Origin of the sequence: Pseudomonas sp. JDS08PS003, from assembly GCF_045013505.1 — a bacterium.
Lineage (GTDB): Bacteria > Pseudomonadota > Gammaproteobacteria > Pseudomonadales > Pseudomonadaceae > Aquipseudomonas > Aquipseudomonas protegens_B.
In genome coordinates this window covers 6,570,916-6,589,866 of sequence record NZ_CP120724.1, presented here as the reverse complement: position 1 = coordinate 6,589,866, position 18,951 = coordinate 6,570,916, and the positions used below count along the sequence as shown (strand labels likewise).

Here is an 18,951-nt window from a genome sequence, read left to right as displayed (position 1 = left end):
GGGCACTGTAGCCGATGTCTCGGTCTTGGCGTACGGTCCGGCGCCAAGCCCCGCAAGGGCTTCTCGTCGTTATCCGATGCAGCCGTGATCAGTATTGTTCAATCCGCCAGGGCAATAGGCCCGATCTCATGGAACACATCCCCTGGTCCCGGGTTCTCGGCATGGGTGGCACCGCCGAAGTGTTTCATGATCCCCCACACCGCGTTGAGCGACGTTTGCACCGCGCCCTCGACCCAGGCCGGGGTCCAGGACACATCGTCACCCGCAATGAAGATGCCGCGCTGTTCGGCAGGCATGTCGTCCTGCATGAAGTGCGCGTACATCCGCTGGTTGTAGCGGTAGTGGCCCGGCAGTGCGCCCTTGAAGGCGCCGAGGAAGTGCGGGTCGGCTTCCCAGGACACGGTGATCGGATCGCCGATGATGCGGCTGGCGATGTCCACTTTGGGGTAGATCTTCTTCAGTGCGTCCAGGGCCAGCTTCACGCGCTTTTCCACGGGCTGCGGGAGCATCTTCAGGGCATCGCTCATCCACGAGTAGGACAGGCAGATCACCCCCGGCTTGTCGTCGCCGTTGTCGAACAGGTAGGTGCCGCGGGTCAGGCGATCGGTGAGGGTCATGCTCATCAGGTCGCGGCCGGTTTCCGGGTCCTTGTCCTTCCAGAACGGCCGGTCGACCATGACGAAAGTCTTCGACGACTGCATGTAGCGGGTGCGGTCCAGGGCCATCCACATCTTCTGCGAGAACAGCGACTCTTCGCATTCGATCTGGGTGGTCAGCAGCCAGCTCTGACAGGTGGTCAGTACCGCCGCGTATTCCCGTGTGTCGCCCCAGTTGTCGGTGACGCTGAAGCGCCCGTCGGCGGCCCGGGCAATGCGCTTGACCCCGGTGCGTGGCGCACCGTTGTGCAGCGAACTGAGGCTGGTACCGGCCGGCCAGTGGGCACAACGCTCCGGCACGTGGCGCCAGATGCCCAGGGGCACCTGCTCGACGCCACCCACCACCAGATGCTGGTGGTCGTCGCAGTTGGTCATCACCACGCGGAAGATTTCCAGCATCGAGTTGGGGAAATCCGAGTCCCAGCCGCCGGTGCCGAAGCCCACCTGGCCGAACACTTCACGGTGGTGGAACGACAGCTTGGCGAAGGCCTTGGAGGTGGCGACGAAGTCGTAGAACGTGCGGTCGTCCCACAGCGGCACCAGGGTGTTCCACAGCTCCTTGAGGCGCGGCACATCGCGATCGCGGATGGCTTGCTGGATCTCGCTGAAGCGCGAGCCGTCCTCCAGGGCGTCGGCCCAGGCGTCGGCGACTTCCTGGAACAAGGCCGGCAGGTCGGCCAATTTCTGTGCGTAGTGGGTCTGCCCTTCCAGATCGATGACGGTGCTGCCCGAAGCCGGGGTCAGCGGGTTGGGAAAGGGCTTGGTCTGCAGACCGAGCTTGTCGACATAGTGATAGAAGGCCGTGGACGATACCGGGAAGCGCATGCCGCCCAGCTCGGCGATGATCCCTTCGGCGCCTTCGAAGACCTGGGAGCGCAGGCGGCCGCCCATCTTCGACGCTTCATAGACCACCGGCTTGAGGCCCAGCTTCATCAGTTCGTAGGCGGCTACCAGTCCGGCGATACCGGCGCCGACAATCGCCACTTCGGTGCCGTGCTGGGCTTGGGGAATGCTGCCCAGGCCGGCGGGATGCTCGATCCAGTCGTCGAAGGCGAAAGGGAAGTCCGGGCCGAAAATGGTGATCGGCTTTTTACCGTCTGCAGGATGGCGATTGTTCTTGTTCATGGCTGACCTTGGCGGGCGGCTCAGCAGAGTGCTGAGTATAGGAAAAGATGGCAGCCATTCTAGGGAGGATGAAACACGTAAATAAGACGCAAACTGTCGTCGTTATGCGTTGTTATTTATCAGTATGACGAATTTATGAGGCAGATTGACGAGGTGGCATTATCAGGCCATGCGCCTCATAGCGCATGCCCGCGATCGATCTTGCTGCTGAGGATGATCGAAGTGGTGGTCTTTTCCACGCCATCGACGCTGCCGATCTGGTCCAGCAGTTGGTCCAGCTGTTCTGGCGATTCGGTGCGCAGCCAGGCTACGTAGTCGAATTCGCCACTGACTGCGCACAGTTGCTGGACCTGAGCCATGCCGCTCAGGCGGCGCAGCACTTCCTTGCCGGAGCGCGGCTGAACCTTGATGCCCACATAAGCCTGCAAGCCGCCGTCGACCACCCTTTGGCCCAGGCGCACGCCATAGCCGGTAATGACCCGGGTCTTTTCCAGACGCGCCAGGCGCGAGGTCACGGTGGTACGGGCGATACCCAACTGCCGGGCCAGCATTGCCACGCTTTCGCGGGCGTTGATCTGCAGGGCGGCGATCAACTGACGGTCGACTTCGTCAAGAACGGGAGGGCGGCTATCGAACAAGATGGGCTCCAGCACGGCTATCGAGGGAGCGCACATGTTACAGCCTCGCGCCAACCCTGGCTGCTGGTCCCGGAGCTTGTCTGGATCGGGTCTACGCTCACGCGGTCAGAAGTTTTTTGAAACAAATGACCTGCGACAAGTTGTCATAAGTAACTGGTTAGTACATTCTCGCGACCTGGTTTTAAAGATGGCTGAGGTTTGACGATGAAAAACACAGGGGCTGCCCCAGGCAGCAAATGGCTGCTCGGGGGACTGGGCATTCTCATTGCCTTGATCGGGTTGGGTCTGGCCGGCGGCGGGGGTTACCTCCTCAGCCTGGGAGGCAGTGCCTATTTTCTGCTGATGGGCCTGGCGATGGTGGCTTCCGGCGTAATGATCGCTCGGCGTAACCCCCGTGGCGCCTGGCTGTACGCGGTGGCCTTGGTGCTGACTGCGATCTGGGCGGTCTGGGATGCGGGCCTGGAGTACTGGCCCCTGGTTTCGCGGGTGCTGACCTTCGCCGTGATCGGCCTGGTGGTGGCGTTGATCTACCCGAGCCTGGTGCGGGCTTCCGGTGCTCGTGCCGGACGCGGCGCCTATGGGCTGGCGGGGCTTTTGGGGGTTGGCGTGGTGGCTACCCTGGCCTACATGTTCGTGCCGACCCATGTGGTCAAGGCGAGCAGCGTGCCGGCGATCCAGCCAGTGGCGCCAGGTACTGAACAGAAGGATTGGGCGCATTGGGGCAATACCCCGGCGGGCAACCGCTTCGCGGCCCTGGACCAGATCAACAAGGGCAATGTCGATCAACTGCAGGTGGCCTGGACCTTCCGCACCGGCGATCTGCCTGAAAGCAACGGCGCAGGTGCCGAAGACCAGAACACGCCTTTGCAGATCGGCGATACCGTCTACACCTGTACCGCCTATGGCAAGGTGTTCGCCCTGGACGCCGACACCGGCACCGAGCGCTGGAAGTTCGATCCTCAAGGCTTTGCGCCGAACTGGCAGCGTTGCCGCGGCCTGGGTTACTTCGATGCCTCCGCGACCCCCGCGAGTGCACCAGCCACCGCACCGGCCGCTTGCACCAAGCGCCTGTTCCTGCCCACCGGCGATGCGCGCTTGATCGCCATCAACGCCGAAACCGGCAAGCCCTGTGAAGACTTTGGCGACCGGGGCACTGTCGACCTGAAAACCGACATGGGCGAAATCAAGCCGGGTTACTACCAGCAGACTTCCACTCCGCTGGTAGCCGGGTCCGTCGTGATCGTGGGCGGCCGGGTGGCGGACAACTTCTCCACTGGGGAACCGCCGGGCGTGGTACGTGCCTTCGATGTGCGCAGTGGCGAGCTGATGTGGGCCTGGGACCCCGGTAATCCCAACACCACCAAGCGCCCGCCTGCGGGTGAAACCTATACCCGTGGCACCCCGAACGTCTGGTCGGCGATGTCCTATGACGCCAAGCTGGGCCTGGTGTACCTGCCTACCGGTAATGCCACCCCGGACTTCTTCGGCGGCCAACGCACCGAGTTCGATGACCAGTGGAACTCCTCCATCGTCGCCCTCGATGTGAAGACCGGCCAGGTGCGCTGGCACTTCCAGACCACCCACCACGACCTCTGGGATTTCGACCTGCCGGCGCAGCCGCTGCTGTACGACATCCCGGACGACAAGGGCGGTGTACAGCCGGCGCTGGCGCAAGTCACCAAGCAGGGCGAGATCTTCGTGCTCAATCGCGAGACCGGCAAGCCCATTGCTCGGGTGGAAGAGCGGCCGGTGCCCCAGGGCAATGTGCCGGGCGAGCGTTATTCGCCGACCCAGCCGTTCTCGGTGGAAATGCCGTCCATTGGCAACCAGACCCTGACCGAATCCGATATGTGGGGCGCTACTCCCTTCGATCAACTGATGTGCCGCATTCAGTTCAAAGGCATGCGCCATGAAGGTGTGTACACCCCGCCAGGGTTGGATCACGCACTGCAGTTCCCAGGCTCCCTGGGGGGCATGAACTGGGGCAGCGTGTCGGTGGACCCCACCAGCAACTACATGTTCGTCAACGACATGCGTTTGGGCCTGGCCAACTACATGATCCCCCGGGATCAGATCGCTGCCGGTGCCAGTGGCATCGAAATGGGCGTGGTGCCCCAGGAAGGCACGCCGTTCGGCGCCATGCGCCAGCGCTTCCTCTCGGCGGCGGGTATTCCTTGCCAGAAGCCACCGTTCGGCACTATGTCGGCCATCGATCTGAAGACCCGCAAGCTGGTATGGCAAGTACCGGTGGGTACCGTGCAGGACACCGGGCCGCTGGGGATTCGCATGCACCTGCCGATCCCTATCGGCATGCCGACCCTGGGCGCTTCCCTGGCGACCCAGTCCGGCCTGTTGTTCTTCGCCGGCACCCAGGACTTCTACCTGCGGGCCTTCGATACCGGCAATGGCAACGAAATCTGGAAGGCGCGCTTGCCGGTAGGTAGCCAGTCGGGGCCGATGACTTACGTTTCGCCCAAGACCGGCCGCCAGTACATCCTGCTCACGGCAGGCGGTGCTCGTCAGTCGACGGACCGTGGCGACTATGTAATTGCCTACGCGCTGCCGAAATAGACACCGCGTCACGGCACTCTAAAAAAGCCGCGCCCTGCGCGGCTTTTTCATGGGTGAAGACAAGACGCGTCAGCTTAGGGTGACCTTGGCGAAGGCTGTACGGAAACGCTGCATGTCCTGTTCCGAACCGACACTGACCCGGGCCCAGTTCGGCCAGTTGTCCCAGACCCGACCAATCTTCACGTGCTGCGCGGCCAGGGCATCGACGAGTTCCTGGGCCGGCCGCCTGACATCGATCATGAAGCAGTTGGCCTGTGAGGCGGTGCAACGGAACCCGCGGTTTTTCAGCCAGGCGATGGTCTGGTCACGCAACTGGTTGTTGAGTCGCTTGCGTTCGGCCAGTAGCCCTGGCTCCTCCAGGCTGGCGATGCCGCCGAGCAAGGTCGAAGCGGCCGGGACGTTGTAGCCGCCAAAGATTTCCAGGCGTTCCAGCAGTGCTGGCTGGCCGACGGCGAAACCCAGTCGCGCCCCGGCCATGCCGTAGATCTTGGAAAACGTCCGCAGTACCAGCAGTTCCGGGTGCTCCTTGACCAGGGGAATGCAGGTGCTGGCGTCGGAAAAATCGATATAGGCTTCGTCGATCACCAGCACTGTGCCTTTGGCTTTGCGGGCCAGGGCCTGTTCGATGTCTTGCCGTGGCGTCAGGGTGCCAGTGGGGTTGTTGGGGTTGCACAGATAGATCAGTCCGGGGCTGCGGTCGATGGCGAGCATCGCCGGCAGGTCGTGGCGGTGATCGGCCCCGAGAGGGACTTCGTGCACCATGACCTGACGGCTTTCGGCAGCTTCCCTGGGGGCCTCGTATGAGGGACTGGCCATCACCAGACTGCCGCTCTGGGTGAAGGCCATGACCGCATGCTGCAACGCGCTCTTGGAACCACAGAAACTCTGGACATGATCCTCTGCAATGCCTTGTTGCCGGGCGAAGAGCGCGTTGAGCCGGTACTGGATCTTGTAGGGATAGCGACCGCTGAGGGCGATGCCCTGTTGCATGGCCTGGCGGGCGGCGGGAGAAGGGCCCCAGGGGCTTTCGTTGAAGTTGATCAAAACATCGTCGGAGGGAGAGGGGATAGGCGGTGGAGCGGGTTCGGCCGCCTGACTCCAGCCAGGCAATGAAAGCAGCGGCAGGGCTGTCGCGAGCCCCACCAATGATCGGCGCGTGATCTCAACCATCGATAAATCCTTTTCTTATCGAGAAAGACGCCCAGGCGTCTTTTGTCCGGTTGGACAGGGTTATGACGGTGAGTGGTGAGCGGGATTTACGGTGGCGGTTTAGTAGCAGGTGTTGATTGACGCCGATCGTCAGGCACAAAAAAGCCGCGCATTGCGCGGCTTTCTGGTTTGGTGGGCCCACACGGACTTGAACCGTGGACCAAAGGATTATGAGTCCTCTGCTCTAACCAACTGAGCTATAGGCCCTCAGTAGGCGGCGGATTATAACGATGGTTTCTCAGCTGTGCTATCCGAAAAGTCGGAAACCCGGATCTGCAGGAAGGTTGCGCAGAACTCCTCGGCTTCCAGGGGCAGGCTGACGATGTAGCCCTGGATCTGCTCGCAGCCTTCGAGAGTGAGGAAGGTCTGCTGGGCCTGGTTTTCAACACCTTCGGCAATGACCGTGAATTGCATGCTGCGCCCCAGGGCGATGATCGCGCGAACTATCGCCACATCGTGAGGGTCGTCCGGCAAGCCGCGGACGAATGACTGGTCGATCTTGAGAAAATCCAGAGGCAGGCGCTTGAGATAGCTCAAGGACGAGTAGCCGGTACCGAAGTCGTCGATGGCCAGTTGCATCCCCAGGCGTTTGAGCTGATGCAGCACCTCCAGGGCTTCTTCGGCCTGGCTCATGATGAAGTTCTCGGTGATTTCCAACTGCAGCAACCCAGGCTGCAGGTCATAGTCGCGCAGCAGTTGTTCGATGCGGCCCAGCAGGTTGGGTTGGCGCAACTGGGCCCCTGCGAGGTTCACTGACAGTGGCCCGAAATTTTCGTAGCGCTGACCCCAGGTATGGAGTTGCTGGCAGGCCCGTTCCAGTACCCAGTCCCCGATCAGCAGGATCATGCCGTTCTCTTCCGCCAGCGGAATGAAGTGCTCGGGGGGAACGTCGCCGAAGTTGGGGTGGTGCCAGCGAATCAGGGCTTCGGCCCCCACCAGTTCGTGGTTGCTGAGGCTGATCTTGGGCTGGAAATAAAGAGACAGCTCCCCGCGTTCGATGGCTCGTCGCAGTTCGTGCTCCAGGGCGACACGTTCGCTGGCCTGGGCGGTCAGGTCGCGGGTGTAGCGCTCGACCCGGTTGCGCCCCTTGGCCTTGGAGCGATACATGGCGGCGTCGGCGTTCTTGATCAGCGTGGCAACGTCGCAGCCGTCCTTGGGGTACAGGCTGGTGCCGATGCTGGCGCTGATGAAGAACTCGTGCTCGCCGGCCTGGAAGGGGGCGGTGAAGCAGTTCAGCAGCTTGGTGGCGATATGGTCGGCGTCGCTGGCCTGATGCAGGCCCGGGAGCAAGATGATGAACTCGTCCCCGCCCAGGCGGGCGACAGTATCGATGTCTCGCAACTGCTCCTTGAGACGCACCGCGATGCCTTTGAGCAGCAGGTCGCCCACCGGGTGGCCAAGGCTGTCGTTGATGTGCTTGAAGCGGTCCAGGTCGAGAAACAGCACGGCGCCCTGGCTGCCGTTTTCCTCTTGGCTGTTGAGCGCGGTCAGTAAGCGGCTTTCGAACAGGGTGCGGTTCGGCAGTCCGGTGAGAGGGTCGTGGTGGGCCTGGTAGTCGAGGCGTGCCTGGGCATGCTTGAGGCTGGATATGTCGGCGAATACCGCAACGAAATGGGTGATCTGCCGATCCTTGTTGCGCACTGCGTTGATCGTCAGCCAGTTGGGGTAGAGCTCGCCGTTCTTGCGACGGTTGGAAATCTCGCCCTGCCAGTGGCCTTCCAGGGTCAGTTGGTGCCACATCGCCGCATAGAAGGCGCTGTCATGCAGGCCAGAGGCCAACAGGCGCGGTGTATGCCCCAAAGTTTCACTTTCGCTGTAACCGGTGATCTCGCTGAAGGCTCGATTGACGGCGCTGATGCGCTGCTGGGTATCGGTGATCATTACGCCTTCGGCGGTGCTCTCAAACACCGTGGCGGCCTGCTGCAGTTTTTCCTGCATCAACTGGCGGTCGGTGATGTCCCGGGCAATGGTCAGCATGCAGTCGTCGTCGCCAATGGGCAGCGGTCGGCTCGACAGTTCACAGAGACGGATCTGGCCATCGTTGCGTCGGATATGGCAGCTGAAATCACGGACAAAACCGTCCCGCTGCAACAGGTCGAGCATCTGCTTGCGTTCGTTGAGGTTGACCCAGATCCCCAGGTCCAGAGTCGAACGATCCAGGGACATGGCACTGTTGAAGCCGGTGATTCGGCTGAAGCCCTCGTTGACCTCGATCAGCAGTCCGTCCCGCTGTCGTGTCAGCAGTAGCCCATCTGGCGAGGCATGGAAGGCTTTGGCGAACTTCTCCTCGGAGGTCTGCAACTGTTGCTGGGTTTCCTTGAGCTGGCTGATGTCTCGGACCACCACCACCAGCGCCGGGGTGGTGTCGAGGTCGAAGGGTTCGGCGGAGATCAGGCCGGTGAAGAGCTGGCCATTGTGACGGCGGAATGGCATTTCCAGGTTGCGGATGCTGCCGGCCTGCAAGCGTTGCAAGAGGCTCGGGCCGACGCCCGGGATGCCCCAGATATTCAGCTCGGTGGCGGTCTGGCCCACCACGGTTTCGGCGCTCAGGCCGATCTGCTCCTCGAAGGCCTTGTTGACCTCCAGCAGGCAGCCGTCGGACAGGCGCGCTATGACCAGAATGTCCGGGCACTGCTGGAACACCGAGGCGAACTTCTGCTCGGAAAGGCGCAGGGCTTCTTCAGTGTGTTTTGTCTCGCTGATATCGATCATCAGGCCGCGCATCACCGGTTCGTGGCCGTGTTCGATCAGGCTGACGATATCGCGTACCCAGAGGCATCGGCCGTCGGCGGCGATCACTCGATAGTCGAGGCTGTGGTCGCGTCCGGCCTGTACTTCGTGGTCGCAGAAGGCCTGGGCGCGAGTCAGGTCGGCGGGGTGGATGATGTTGCGCCAGAACCCCGGAATCAGCCAGTGGGCCAGGGGGTAGCCCAGCAGGGCCTCGGCATGGGGGGAGACATAGCTGTAGGTGAAGTCGCTGACACGCGCCTCCCAGGCGATGGCCGAGAGGCTCTCCACCAGGCTGCGGTAATGGTATTCACTGCTGCGCAACTCTTGTTCCAGCGCCACTCTGCGGGAGATCTCCGAGCTCAGGCGCCGATTGATGCGGATCACCACCGCCAGCACTGTGACCAATAGCAGGAGGCCGGGTAGGCCGTAGATCAGGACATCCGACCAGAACGTCCGATGGTCGAGGACGCTGCCGACCCAATGCTGTTGAATCGCGCTGATTTCCTCGGGGCTGAGGTCCGCCAGGACCTTGTCGAGTATGCCCACCAGGATCTTGCTGTCCCGTGGGACGCCCATGGCCAACTGGTAGCGATATGGGGTTTCGCCGCTGACGTAGAGGCCCTCAAGCTTGAGCTGGCGCAGGCTCCAGACACTGGAGGCCAGATCGCCCACCACGGCGTCCACCTCGTCGGTGGCCAGCGCTTGCAGGGCTGAGCTGATGTTGGGCAGGGCCACCAGGTTCAGGTCTGGGTGGTGGGTGCGCAGTAACTCGTGGGGAGCGTAGTTCTCCACCACCGCCACCTTGAGACCGTAGAGGTCCTTGAGGTTGCGGGGTTGTGCGCCACCTGCATGGGCGAGGATGACGATGGGAAAGTCGAGATAGGGGCGGGTGAAAGCCATGTAACTCTGGCGTTCCGGGGTCGACATGATGCCGGGCAGCAGGTCCAGCTTGCCTTGCTTGGCATCTTCGAGCACGGCGGTCCAACTGGCCGGTTCGACGGGCGTCAGGGTGACTGACAGGCGTTCCTGGATCAGGTGGATGTAGTCCGCTGCCAAGCCCTGGTAACGGCCTTCCTCGTCTCGATACTCAAAGGGCGGCCAGGACGCATCCACACCCAGGCGCAGTTGCGGGTGGGTCTTGAGCCAGCCACGTTCTTCATCGGTGAGAGTCAACGCGCCAGCCGTTGCGGTCCAAGTAAGCAGTGCCAGCAGGAGCATGGCCGACAGTCTGGGCATAACCGTCTCGTTATGGCACGGGGAATGTTTCGAGTGTAGACGGGCTATGGGGCGGGAGAGGGGGGATCTGCAAAAAGCAAAACCCCCAGCAGGGCTGGGGGTTTTGGGCTTACTCGTCGAGGAAGGAGCGCAGATGCTCGCTTCGCGTCGGGTGGCGCAGCTTGCGCAGCGCCTTGGCTTCGATCTGACGAATCCGTTCACGGGTCACGTCGAACTGCTTACCAACCTCCTCAAGGGTGTGGTCGGTATTCATGTCGATGCCGAAGCGCATGCGCAGAACCTTGGCTTCACGGGCAGTGAGGCCGGAGAGTACTTCGCGAGTCGCTTCTTTCAGGCTCTCAACGGTGGCTACATCGATTGGCGACTGCATGGTCGAGTCTTCGATGAAGTCGCCCAGATGGGAGTCTTCGTCATCACCGATCGGGGTTTCCATGGAGATCGGCTCTTTAGCGATCTTCAATACCTTGCGGATCTTGTCCTCAGGCATTTCCATGCGTTCGCCCAGCTCTTCCGGAGTCGGTTCACGACCCATTTCCTGCAGCATCTGCCGGGAAATACGGTTGAGCTTGTTGATCGTCTCGATCATGTGCACCGGAATACGGATGGTGCGGGCCTGGTCGGCGATCGAGCGAGTGATCGCCTGACGGATCCACCAGGTGGCATAGGTCGAGAACTTGTAGCCGCGACGGTATTCGAACTTGTCCACCGCTTTCATCAAGCCAATGTTGCCTTCCTGGATCAGATCGAGGAACTGCAGGCCACGGTTGGTGTACTTCTTGGCGATGGAGATCACCAGGCGCAAGTTGGCTTCAACCATCTCTTTCTTCGCGCGGCGGGCCTTGGCCTCACCGATCGACATGCGACGGTTGATGTCCTTGATCTCGGCAATCTTCAAGCCGGTTTCGACTTCAAGAGCGGTCAGCTTCTGCTGGCAACGGATGATATCCGGCTGTAGACGGGCAATGGCTTCGGCGTACTTGCTCTTGCCTTTGGCCAGGGCGTCGGTCCAGCTTTCATCTACTTCGTTGCCCGGGAACTGGCGCAGGAAGTCGGCACGCGGCATGCGGGCATCACGCACACAGAGCTGCATGATGGCGCGCTCTTGCTGACGCAGACGATCCAGGGCGCTGCGTACACGTTCAACCAGGCCTTCGAATTGCTTCGGAACCAGTTTGATCGGCATGAACAGTTCGGCCAGGGCCAACATCTCGGCGATGGCTTGCTTGTTCTCGCGGCCGTGCTTCTTCAGCGCCTTGCGGGTGATTTCCATCTGGTCGGAGACGGCGCCAAAGCGCTGTGCAGCGACGACCGGATCCGGACCGCTTTCGGCTTCTTCTTCGTCTTCGGTCGCTTCAGCTTCTTCGTCATCGCTGTCGTCATCCGCTTTCGCGGTTTTGGTGTCGACAGGAGGCGGTACTTCGGCGGCAGGCGGCGTAATGCCGTCGTCCGGGTCGATGTACCCGCTGAGAACGTCAGACAGGCGGCCACCTTCGGTGGTGACGCGAGTGTATTCGGAGAGGATGTGATCAACCGTGCCAGGGAAGTGCGCGATTGCGCCCATCACTTCACGAATGCCCTCTTCGATACGCTTGGCGATTTCGATTTCGCCTTCACGTGTGAGCAGCTCTACCGTACCCATTTCGCGCATGTACATGCGCACTGGGTCGGTAGTGCGACCAATGTCGGTTTCCACAGCCGCCAACGCTGCGGCGGCTTCTTCAGCTGCTGCTTCGTCGGTGTCGGCTTCGGCCAACAAAAGGGCATCCGCATCCGGAGCACTCTCGAATACGTTGATCCCCATGTCGTTGATCATGCGGATGATGTCTTCCACCTGTTCCGGATCTGAAATATCCTCCGGCAGGTGGTCGTTGACCTCCGCGTAAGTCAGGTAACCCTGCTCACGTCCACGGCTGATCAACTCTTTGAGGCGAGACTGCTGTTGCGCTTTTCCGGACATAACACCCTATCCACTGAAGGTCTTGGCGGGCAAAAAACAAGCCGAGGATTATACCCGAGCTATGACCTCACGCGCCAGTTGAGGTCGGGTTTGATGCGGGAACATTGCGTTTTAGAAGCTCAACCAGCTGTATTTTCTCTTCGCTGCTGAGCTCGCTTTGACGCGATTTCCTGAGAAGTTGTTCTAAAACACGCTCGCGTTGGCGAGCGGACAAGCTATTAATGGTGTCGAAAAACTGTTGTTCAAGGTTATCTCCGTCGATCAGCCACTCTTTTTCTGCCAGTGCGGTAAGCAGGTGCCCCTGTTGAGTGCCGTGCCAGCGCGCCATCAGTTGATGAATAGAGCGTAGCTTAGGATTTTTCTGTACGGCTTCGATCAGGGCCACCAGCAACTGAGTGTTGGTGTTGTCGTCATCGGCAAAGTGCCCGGCGTCTTCAACTTTTTCTGCCAGTTGCGGGTGATGCAGCAGGGTGCGCAAGGCTGCCAGCGTAGGAGGCTCCACCGCCGCCGGGACGCGAGGGCCGCGAGGCTGGTCCCGATCGCCCTGGCGCTTGCCTTTGCCGTTCTTGTCCCAGGGCTTGTTTTCCCATTTCTTGCCGCCGCCGCTTTTCTTCGGCGTCCACTCTTGTTGAGGGGCGTACGCTTCCTGATGGGGCTCATGGTAGTCGGCATAATCCGGCATGGCATCGTAGTCGATGCCGGCGTCATAGATCGGGGGGGCTTCCGGTGGGGCGCTGTGAGCTAGCTGATTCACCGTTTCATTGGTCAGGCCGGTGATTTCAGTCAGGCGCTGGCGCATCAGGGTGCGCAGGTTGGCCCCTGGGATTTTCTCGATCAGCGGTGCTGCCAGGGTCGCCAGGTGAGCCTTGCCTTCCAGCGAGCGGGGGTCGGCTTCGTCGATCAGTTGTTGAAAGAAGTAGTCCGCCAACGGTTGGGCGTGCTGGTTGATTCGGGCGCGGAAGGCGTCTGTGCCTTCGGAGCGGACCAGGGTGTCCGGGTCCTCCCCTTCAGGGAGAAACAGGAAGCGTGCGCGGCGTCCGTCCTGCAGGCAGGGCAGGGTGGCCTCAAGGGCGCGCCAGGCAGCCTTGCGTCCGGCTTGGTCGCCGTCAAAACAGAATAATACGTTGGGCACAATGCGGAACAGGCGCTTGAGGTGTTCCTCACTGGTGGCGGTGCCGAGGGTCGCGACGGCATTGCGCAGGCCTTGCTGGGCCAGGGCGATGACGTCCATATAGCCTTCGACGACGATGATCTCGTCGAGGTTGCGATTGTTCTTGCGGGCCTCGAACAGGCCGTAAAGCTCTTGGCCCTTATGGAATACCGGGGTTTCCGGAGAGTTCAGGTATTTGGGTTTGTCGTCCCCCAGAACCCGGCCACCGAAGGCAATGATCCGGCCGCGGGTATCGCGGATCGGGAACATCACGCGATCGCGAAAGCGGTCATAGCGCTTGCCGGTCTCGGCGTTCTCGATCAGCAGTCCGGCATCGATCATGGCCTTCTGCTGCAAAGTGTCACTGCTCAGGTGCTTGAACAGGTTGTCCCAGCCGGGCGGCGCAAAACCCAGGCCGAAGTCCCGGGCAATTTCGCCGGTGAGGCCGCGCCCCTTGAGATAGTCGACTGCCGCCTTGCGTGCCGGGTGACTTTTCAGTGCCTGGCGATAGTAGTCGGCAGCGGCAGTGAGCAGTGGGTAGAGCGGTGAGTCGGTGGGCTGCCGGGGTTTGCGCTGGCCGCGATTGCTTTCCTCGCTGGGGATCTCCATGCCTGCAGCTTTCGCCAGTTCCTCGACGGCCTGGGGAAAGTCCAGGTTGTCGTGGTCCATGATGAAGCCGAGGGCATTGCCGCCTGCGCCGCAGCCGAAGCAGTAATAGAACTGCTTGTCGGGACTGACGCTGAAGGAGGGCGTCTTTTCCTTGTGGAATGGGCAGCAGGCGGTGTAGTTCTTGCCGGCTTTCTTGATCTGCAGGCGCGAGCTGACTACATCGACGATGTCGGTGCGGTTCAGAAGGTCGTCAATAAAGCTCTGGGGAATAAGCCCGGCCATTGCGTTCTCGTCATCACTGCGGGGAAAAATAGCCCTGGCGACGCTGTCGAAAGATCAGGTGAGGTGAGGCGTGAAGAGTGCGCGGCTCGACCTGGTTTTCGGTGTGATCGCAGTCGGGAAGTGTATCTGCCGAACGTCCACTGACGTTAATTTCAATCAGTATTCGACTATTTGAGGTGGTGCGCTGAGTCCGACAGTGGCTGTTGGAGGGCCTCGGATAGCTCATTTAGCGGGCGCTGCAGAAGGGCGCCTTGGGCTGATCGTCTGTAGGAATCAGTAAGGGTGTGCTCGTCAGTAGCCTTGGAAGGCTCGTCAGAAAAGACGTGCACCGCTGGCAAGAAGCCAGGTCTGACGTGGTGAAGCAGATTTGTCTGGGTCGCATGGGCGGCTTCGACGGTGAAGCATCAAGCGTATTCCGCAAATGCCATTAGCCCGGCTGAGGGCCGGGCTTGGCAGAAGCTTGCAGCGAACGTCTGTGTATTAGTACAGACGTACGGCGCGGCGCTGTTCGCGCTGAACTTTCTTAGCGTGACGCTTAACAGCAGCAGCTGCTTTGCGCTTACGCTCGGAAGTCGGCTTCTCGTAAAATTCGCGGCTACGAACTTCAGCCAGAACACCGGCTTTTTCGCAGGAGCGCTTGAAACGACGCAGAGCTACGTCGAAGGGTTCGTTCTCTTTAACTTTGACGGCTGGCATCCAGAGCTACCTTCATTCATTACCGGGGTCAACGTTCTCGTCGCAAAAATCGCGGCTGAGGTCGTCGGTTTTTAAGGGTTGCGGATGTTAACCCCTCAACGCTCGGAATGCAAAGCCTCTGATCGAAAACCGCTGGTCGGGCGCGGGAGTGGCGACTATTATGCGCGCCTTCGAATTCAGCCTCTACAAGGCGCAAACCCATGCTAGTACTGGGATTAGAAACTTCCTGCGACGAAACCGGCGTCGCGCTTTACGACAGTGAGCGTGGCCTGCTGGCCGACGCGCTGTTCAGCCAGATCGACCTGCATCGTGTCTACGGTGGCGTGGTGCCGGAGCTGGCTTCCCGTGACCACGTCAAGCGCATGCTGCCCCTGATCCGTCAGGTTCTGGCGCAAGCCGACTGTGTCACCACCGAGATTGATGCCATTGCCTACACTGCGGGTCCCGGCCTGGTGGGCGCCCTGCTGGTGGGGGCGTCCTGTGCCCAGGCACTGGCCTTTGCCTGGGGTATTCCAGCCCTGGGCGTGCATCACATGGAAGGTCACCTGCTGGCGCCGATGCTGGAAGAGCAGCCACCGGAATTTCCGTTCGTCGCTTTGTTGGTGTCGGGCGGTCATACCCAGTTGGTCCGGGTGGATGGCATCGGCCAATACCAGCTGTTGGGCGAGACCCTGGACGATGCGGCAGGCGAAGCATTCGACAAGACCGCGAAAATGATTGGCCTGAATTATCCCGGTGGTCCCGAGATCGCCCGCCTGGCAACCCAGGGCGTCCCCGGGCGCTTTGTCTTCCCGCGGCCAATGACTGATCGTCCGGGGCTGGACTTCAGCTTCAGCGGCTTGAAGACCTTCGCCCTGAACACCTGGCAGCAGTGCGTCAGTGCTGGAGACGACGGCGAGCAAACCCGTTGCGACATCTCTCTCGCGTTCCAGCAGGCGGTGGTAGAAACTTTGACCATCAAGTGCAAGCGCGCCTTGAAGCAGACTGGCCTCAAGCGTGTGGTCATTGCCGGGGGCGTGAGTGCCAACAAGGCCCTGCGCGCCTCTTTGGAAAAAATGCTCGCCGAGATGAACGGCAATGTGTTCTACGCTCGCCCCGAGTTCTGCACTGACAACGGCGCGATGATCGCCTATGCCGGCTGTCAGCGTTTGCAGGCCGGACAGCAGGAAAGCCTGGCGATCACTGTGCAGGCGCGCTGGCCGATGGAGCAGTTGTCAGCCCTCTGAGAGAGGCGCGCTAGCGCCTCAAACTGAAGTCTTTTCATCTGCCGGATTCAAAAATGCCGTTCGCGCCCGGCAAACAGGTCGCGTAAATTGCCGCGATGGCGCCAGACGATCAGCAGCGTGAGCACGCTCATCGGCAGTAGCGCCTCAGGCTCCTGCCAGGCCAGTAGCGGCAAAGTCAGGGGTGTGGCGATCAAGGCAGCCAGTGAGCTGGTGCGGGTGAGATAGAAGGTCAGCGCCCAGGCGGCGATAGCCAGGAGCGCCGCCGGCGGGTAGAGCCCCAGCAGCATGCCGGCAGCAGTGGCGACGCCTTTGCCGCCGCGAAAGCGGAAGTAGAGTGGGAACAGGTGGCCGAGTACGGCGTAGAGTCCGATCCACGCCTGTTGCTGCAACGAAAGCCCCGCAAGGTGGGCGATCAGCACGGGCACCAGGCCTTTGCACAGATCCCCCAGCAGGGTCAGGACAGCGAGTTTCTTACCGGCCAGGCGCAGCATGTTGGTGGCGCCGGCATTGCCCGACCCACTCATTCGCGGGTCGGGATTACCCGTGAGGCGGCTGAGCAAAATGGCAAAGGACAGAGAGCCAAGCAGGTAGGCGAGAATCGCCAGTAACCAAAACATGCTAACTATTCCGGGCGAGGACGCCCTGATTCTAACGGCGCATTGCGCCCTTGTCGTGCTGCGGAGAAGAGTGCTTGGACAGAGTGTTTATCGAAGGACTGGAAGTGGACACCGTAATTGGAGCCTACGACTGGGAGCGTGGCATCCGACAGTGTCTGCGTCTTGATCTGAGCTTTGCTTGGGATAATCGCCCGGCTGCCGCAGGGGACGATCTGACACTGGCGTTGGATTATGCCAGCGTCTCCGCGCGGATCCAGGCGTTTGCCGAGCAGGCCCAGTACCAGTTGGTGGAAACCTTTGCCGAGCGTCTTGCCGAAGTGTTGATGAGCGAGTTTCACATTCCTTGGCTGCATTTGAAGCTGACCAAGCCAGGCGCTGTTCCGGCTGCCACGGGTGTGGGTGTGGAGATCGAGCGCGGATGTCGCTGACTCAGGTGTTTCTGGGGCTCGGTAGCAACATCGAGCGTGAAGTTCATCTGCGGGCCGGGCTCGATGCCTTGGCCGGTTTCCTGGTGGACATGCGTTGCTCGGCGGTGTTTGAAAGCCAGCCGGTGGGAATCAAGAGCGGTCCGTTCTTCAATCTGGTGGTGTCGGGTTATACCGACTTGCCGTTGACCGAGCTGGACCGACGCTTGAAGTTCATCGAGGCGGACAACGGTCGTTATGCCCCGGACCGCAAAGGTTTGCCGCTGGACATCGATGTGTTGTTGTACGGTGATCTGACTGGCAATTTCGATGGCCTGATCCTGCCCCGTGCGGAGATTCTGAAGAATGCCTTTGTGCTTTGGCCGTTGTCGCTGATGGCGCCGGAGCGGCTACACCCATTGGCCGGCAAGAGTCTGGGGGCACTTTGGGATGAAGCACAGATTGATCAGGTTCTGGCGCCTGTGGCCTTCGAATGGCAGGGTAGGCAACTGACGCCTCCGGGCCTGTAGTTCCTCGAGCTCTCCTGGTGCGGACAAGGCTGGAGCCTCGTCCGCGGCTTCTCAATAGGCGTGCTGTTCCTTGTAGGCCTTGATTGCCTTCAGTCGCTCCAGCCTCAGCGCCTCGCCCAGTTGCGGGCCTTTGAAACCCTGCTCCAGCAAAGGTTGAACCGCAACTGAGCGCGCAGCATTGGCGGCACCGCGTAGGTAATCTGCTTGGGGGTAAGGTCGTGACTCCAGTCCCAGGCGGCCACGGGCGTCCATTTCGCAAGCGCCAATGAACTCCTCAAAGCGCTGCGGACGACGGAACACGTCGAAGCTTTGCAGTAGCTCAAGCAGTGTCGAAGCCTTCAGTTCCTGCGCCTTGTGGGCGTGGGTGTGATATTGGCCCACCAACAGCGCCAGCTCCTGGCATTCCCGTGGTGCCTTGAATCGCTCATTGACGGCCTTGATCAAGTCCAGCCCCTTGTGTTCGTGGCCGATGTGCCGTGGCCACTCTTCCTCGGGCGTCACGCCTTTGCCCAGGTCGTGGAGCAGGCAGGCCCAGCGTACCGAGAGGGGGTGCTGGTGCAGCGCCGCTTGCTGCAACACGCTGAGGGTGTGCAGGCCGGTGTCTATTTCAGGGTGGTGGGTCGGTGGCTGGGGAACGCCGAACAGAGCATCGACCTCAGGTATCAATACGGCCAGGGCGCCGCAGTCACGCAATACCTGGATAAAGACCTGGGGCTGATCTTCCATCAGGGCTCGAGACATCTCCTTCCAGCTGCGCTCGGCTGTCAGGGCCTGAAGCTCGCCTGACTCGCTGAGTTGACGCATCAGTTCAAGCGTCTCTGTGGCCACACTGAAGCCCAGGTCGGCGTAGCGCGCGGCAAAGCGTGCCACCCGCAGCACTCGAAGAGGATCTTCGGCGAATGCCGGTGAAACATGGCGTAATAGCCGGTTTTCAAGATCTTTTTTGCCGTTGTAGGGATCAGTTACCACACCTTGATCATCCTCGGCCATGGCGTTGATCGTGAGGTCGCGGCGAATCAGATCCTCTTCCAGGGTGACTTCCGGGCTGGCGTGGAAAGTGAAGCCGCCGTAACCCCGTCCGCTCTTGCGCTCGGTTCGAGCGAGGGCATATTCCTCGCCGCTCTTGGGGTGCAGAAACACCGGGAAATCGGCGCCCACCGGGCGAAAGCCCTTGGCGATCATGTCTTGCGCGCTGGCGCCCACCACGACCCAGTCGACGTCGGTGACTGGTCTACCCAGCAGGCGATCGCGTACAGCGCCGCCGACTTTATAAATCCGCATAAAAAACCTCCGTTAGCGCGACAGGATAACCCTT

At 61.1% G+C, this 18,951-nt stretch carries 13 protein-coding genes and 1 tRNA gene; 4 read left to right on the top strand and 10 right to left on the bottom strand.

Annotated features, from left to right (window positions below):
- Positions 1–98: 98 nt before the first annotated feature.
- Both P7C00_RS29480 and P7C00_RS29475 read right to left on the bottom strand, forming a co-directional pair.
- Entirely contained in the window at positions 99–1,781 is a 1,683-nt protein-coding gene (locus P7C00_RS29480; RefSeq protein ID WP_404937791.1) for a flavin monoamine oxidase family protein, read from the bottom strand.
- A 176-nt stretch (positions 1,782–1,957) separates the two neighbouring features.
- Entirely contained in the window at positions 1,958–2,419 is a 462-nt protein-coding gene (locus tag P7C00_RS29475) for an Lrp/AsnC family transcriptional regulator (protein ID WP_346633103.1), read from the bottom strand.
- 204 nt (positions 2,420–2,623) lie between these two features.
- Here P7C00_RS29475 and P7C00_RS29470 point away from each other — a divergent pair, with 204 nt between their 5' ends.
- On the top strand, positions 2,624–4,990 hold the full coding sequence (locus P7C00_RS29470) for a glucose/quinate/shikimate family membrane-bound PQQ-dependent dehydrogenase (protein WP_404937790.1): 2,367 nt from the start codon (positions 2,624–2,626) through the stop codon (positions 4,988–4,990).
- Between the two features lie 69 nt (positions 4,991–5,059).
- Here P7C00_RS29470 and P7C00_RS29465 read toward each other — a convergent pair whose 3' ends face one another.
- From P7C00_RS29465 to rpsU, 6 genes are all read right to left on the bottom strand, one after another.
- Positions 5,060–6,160 (bottom strand): pyridoxal phosphate-dependent aminotransferase, encoded by a 1,101-nt coding sequence (locus P7C00_RS29465; RefSeq protein ID WP_346633101.1) that lies wholly within the window; start codon positions 6,158–6,160, stop codon positions 5,060–5,062.
- Positions 6,161–6,329: 169 nt separating this feature from the next.
- Positions 6,330–6,406: transfer RNA gene (locus P7C00_RS29460), tRNA-Ile, on the bottom strand.
- A gap of 15 nt (positions 6,407–6,421) precedes the next feature.
- Entirely contained in the window at positions 6,422–10,165 is a 3,744-nt protein-coding gene (locus P7C00_RS29455; RefSeq protein ID WP_404937789.1) for a bifunctional diguanylate cyclase/phosphodiesterase, read from the bottom strand.
- 109 nt (positions 10,166–10,274) lie between these two features.
- Positions 10,275–12,122: an RNA polymerase sigma factor RpoD gene (rpoD, locus tag P7C00_RS29450; RefSeq protein ID WP_123726509.1), complete on the bottom strand. Its 1,848-nt coding sequence runs from the start codon at positions 12,120–12,122 to the stop codon at positions 10,275–10,277.
- Positions 12,123–12,189: 67 nt separating this feature from the next.
- Positions 12,190–14,163 carry a DNA primase gene (gene dnaG, locus P7C00_RS29445; protein WP_404937788.1) on the bottom strand — a complete coding sequence of 658 codons (1,974 nt, stop codon included), beginning with the start codon at positions 14,161–14,163 and terminating at the stop codon, positions 12,190–12,192.
- 480 nt (positions 14,164–14,643) lie between these two features.
- Entirely contained in the window at positions 14,644–14,859 is a 216-nt protein-coding gene (rpsU, locus tag P7C00_RS29440; protein WP_002551877.1) for a 30S ribosomal protein S21, read from the bottom strand.
- A 200-nt stretch (positions 14,860–15,059) separates the two neighbouring features.
- Here rpsU and tsaD point away from each other — a divergent pair, with 200 nt between their 5' ends.
- Complete coding sequence (tsaD, locus tag P7C00_RS29435; protein ID WP_404937787.1) at positions 15,060–16,085, top strand: tRNA (adenosine(37)-N6)-threonylcarbamoyltransferase complex transferase subunit TsaD; 1,026 nt, start codon at positions 15,060–15,062, stop codon at positions 16,083–16,085.
- Between the two features lie 47 nt (positions 16,086–16,132).
- Here tsaD and plsY read toward each other — a convergent pair whose 3' ends face one another.
- On the bottom strand, positions 16,133–16,702 hold the full coding sequence (gene plsY, locus P7C00_RS29430) for a glycerol-3-phosphate 1-O-acyltransferase PlsY (RefSeq protein WP_346633097.1): 570 nt from the start codon (positions 16,700–16,702) through the stop codon (positions 16,133–16,135).
- Between the two features lie 74 nt (positions 16,703–16,776).
- Here plsY and folB point away from each other — a divergent pair, with 74 nt between their 5' ends.
- Positions 16,777–17,130: a dihydroneopterin aldolase gene (gene folB / locus P7C00_RS29425; RefSeq protein ID WP_123726505.1), complete on the top strand. Its 354-nt coding sequence runs from the start codon at positions 16,777–16,779 to the stop codon at positions 17,128–17,130.
- Positions 17,121–17,636 (top strand): 2-amino-4-hydroxy-6-hydroxymethyldihydropteridine diphosphokinase, encoded by a 516-nt coding sequence (gene folK, locus P7C00_RS29420; protein ID WP_346633096.1) that lies wholly within the window; start codon positions 17,121–17,123, stop codon positions 17,634–17,636. The genes folB and folK overlap by 10 nt, the downstream gene beginning before the upstream one ends.
- Positions 17,637–17,687: 51 nt before the next feature.
- On the opposite strand, the gene P7C00_RS29415 is transcribed toward folK, so the two are convergent.
- Positions 17,688–18,917 (bottom strand): multifunctional CCA addition/repair protein, encoded by a 1,230-nt coding sequence (locus tag P7C00_RS29415; RefSeq protein ID WP_346633095.1) that lies wholly within the window; start codon positions 18,915–18,917, stop codon positions 17,688–17,690.
- Between the last annotated feature and the right edge of the window lie 34 nt (positions 18,918–18,951).

Coding starts and splice junctions, on each gene's coding strand:
- P7C00_RS29480 (WP_404937791.1), bottom strand. CDS start 1,781: ATGAACAAGAACAATCGCCATCCTGCAGACGGTAAAAAGCCGATCACC.
- P7C00_RS29470 (WP_404937790.1), top strand. CDS start 2,624: ATGAAAAACACAGGGGCTGCCCCAGGCAGCAAATGGCTGCTCGGGGGA.
- P7C00_RS29465 (WP_346633101.1), bottom strand. CDS start 6,160: ATGGTTGAGATCACGCGCCGATCATTGGTGGGGCTCGCGACAGCCCTG.
- P7C00_RS29455 (WP_404937789.1), bottom strand. CDS start 10,165: ATGCCCAGACTGTCGGCCATGCTCCTGCTGGCACTGCTTACTTGGACC.
- rpoD (WP_123726509.1), bottom strand. CDS start 12,122: ATGTCCGGAAAAGCGCAACAGCAGTCTCGCCTCAAAGAGTTGATCAGC.
- dnaG (WP_404937788.1), bottom strand. CDS start 14,163: ATGGCCGGGCTTATTCCCCAGAGCTTTATTGACGACCTTCTGAACCGC.
- rpsU (WP_002551877.1), bottom strand. CDS start 14,859: ATGCCAGCCGTCAAAGTTAAAGAGAACGAACCCTTCGACGTAGCTCTG.
- tsaD (WP_404937787.1), top strand. CDS start 15,060: ATGCTAGTACTGGGATTAGAAACTTCCTGCGACGAAACCGGCGTCGCG.
- plsY (WP_346633097.1), bottom strand. CDS start 16,702: ATGTTTTGGTTACTGGCGATTCTCGCCTACCTGCTTGGCTCTCTGTCC.
- folK (WP_346633096.1), top strand. CDS start 17,121: ATGTCGCTGACTCAGGTGTTTCTGGGGCTCGGTAGCAACATCGAGCGT.
- P7C00_RS29415 (WP_346633095.1), bottom strand. CDS start 18,917: ATGCGGATTTATAAAGTCGGCGGCGCTGTACGCGATCGCCTGCTGGGT.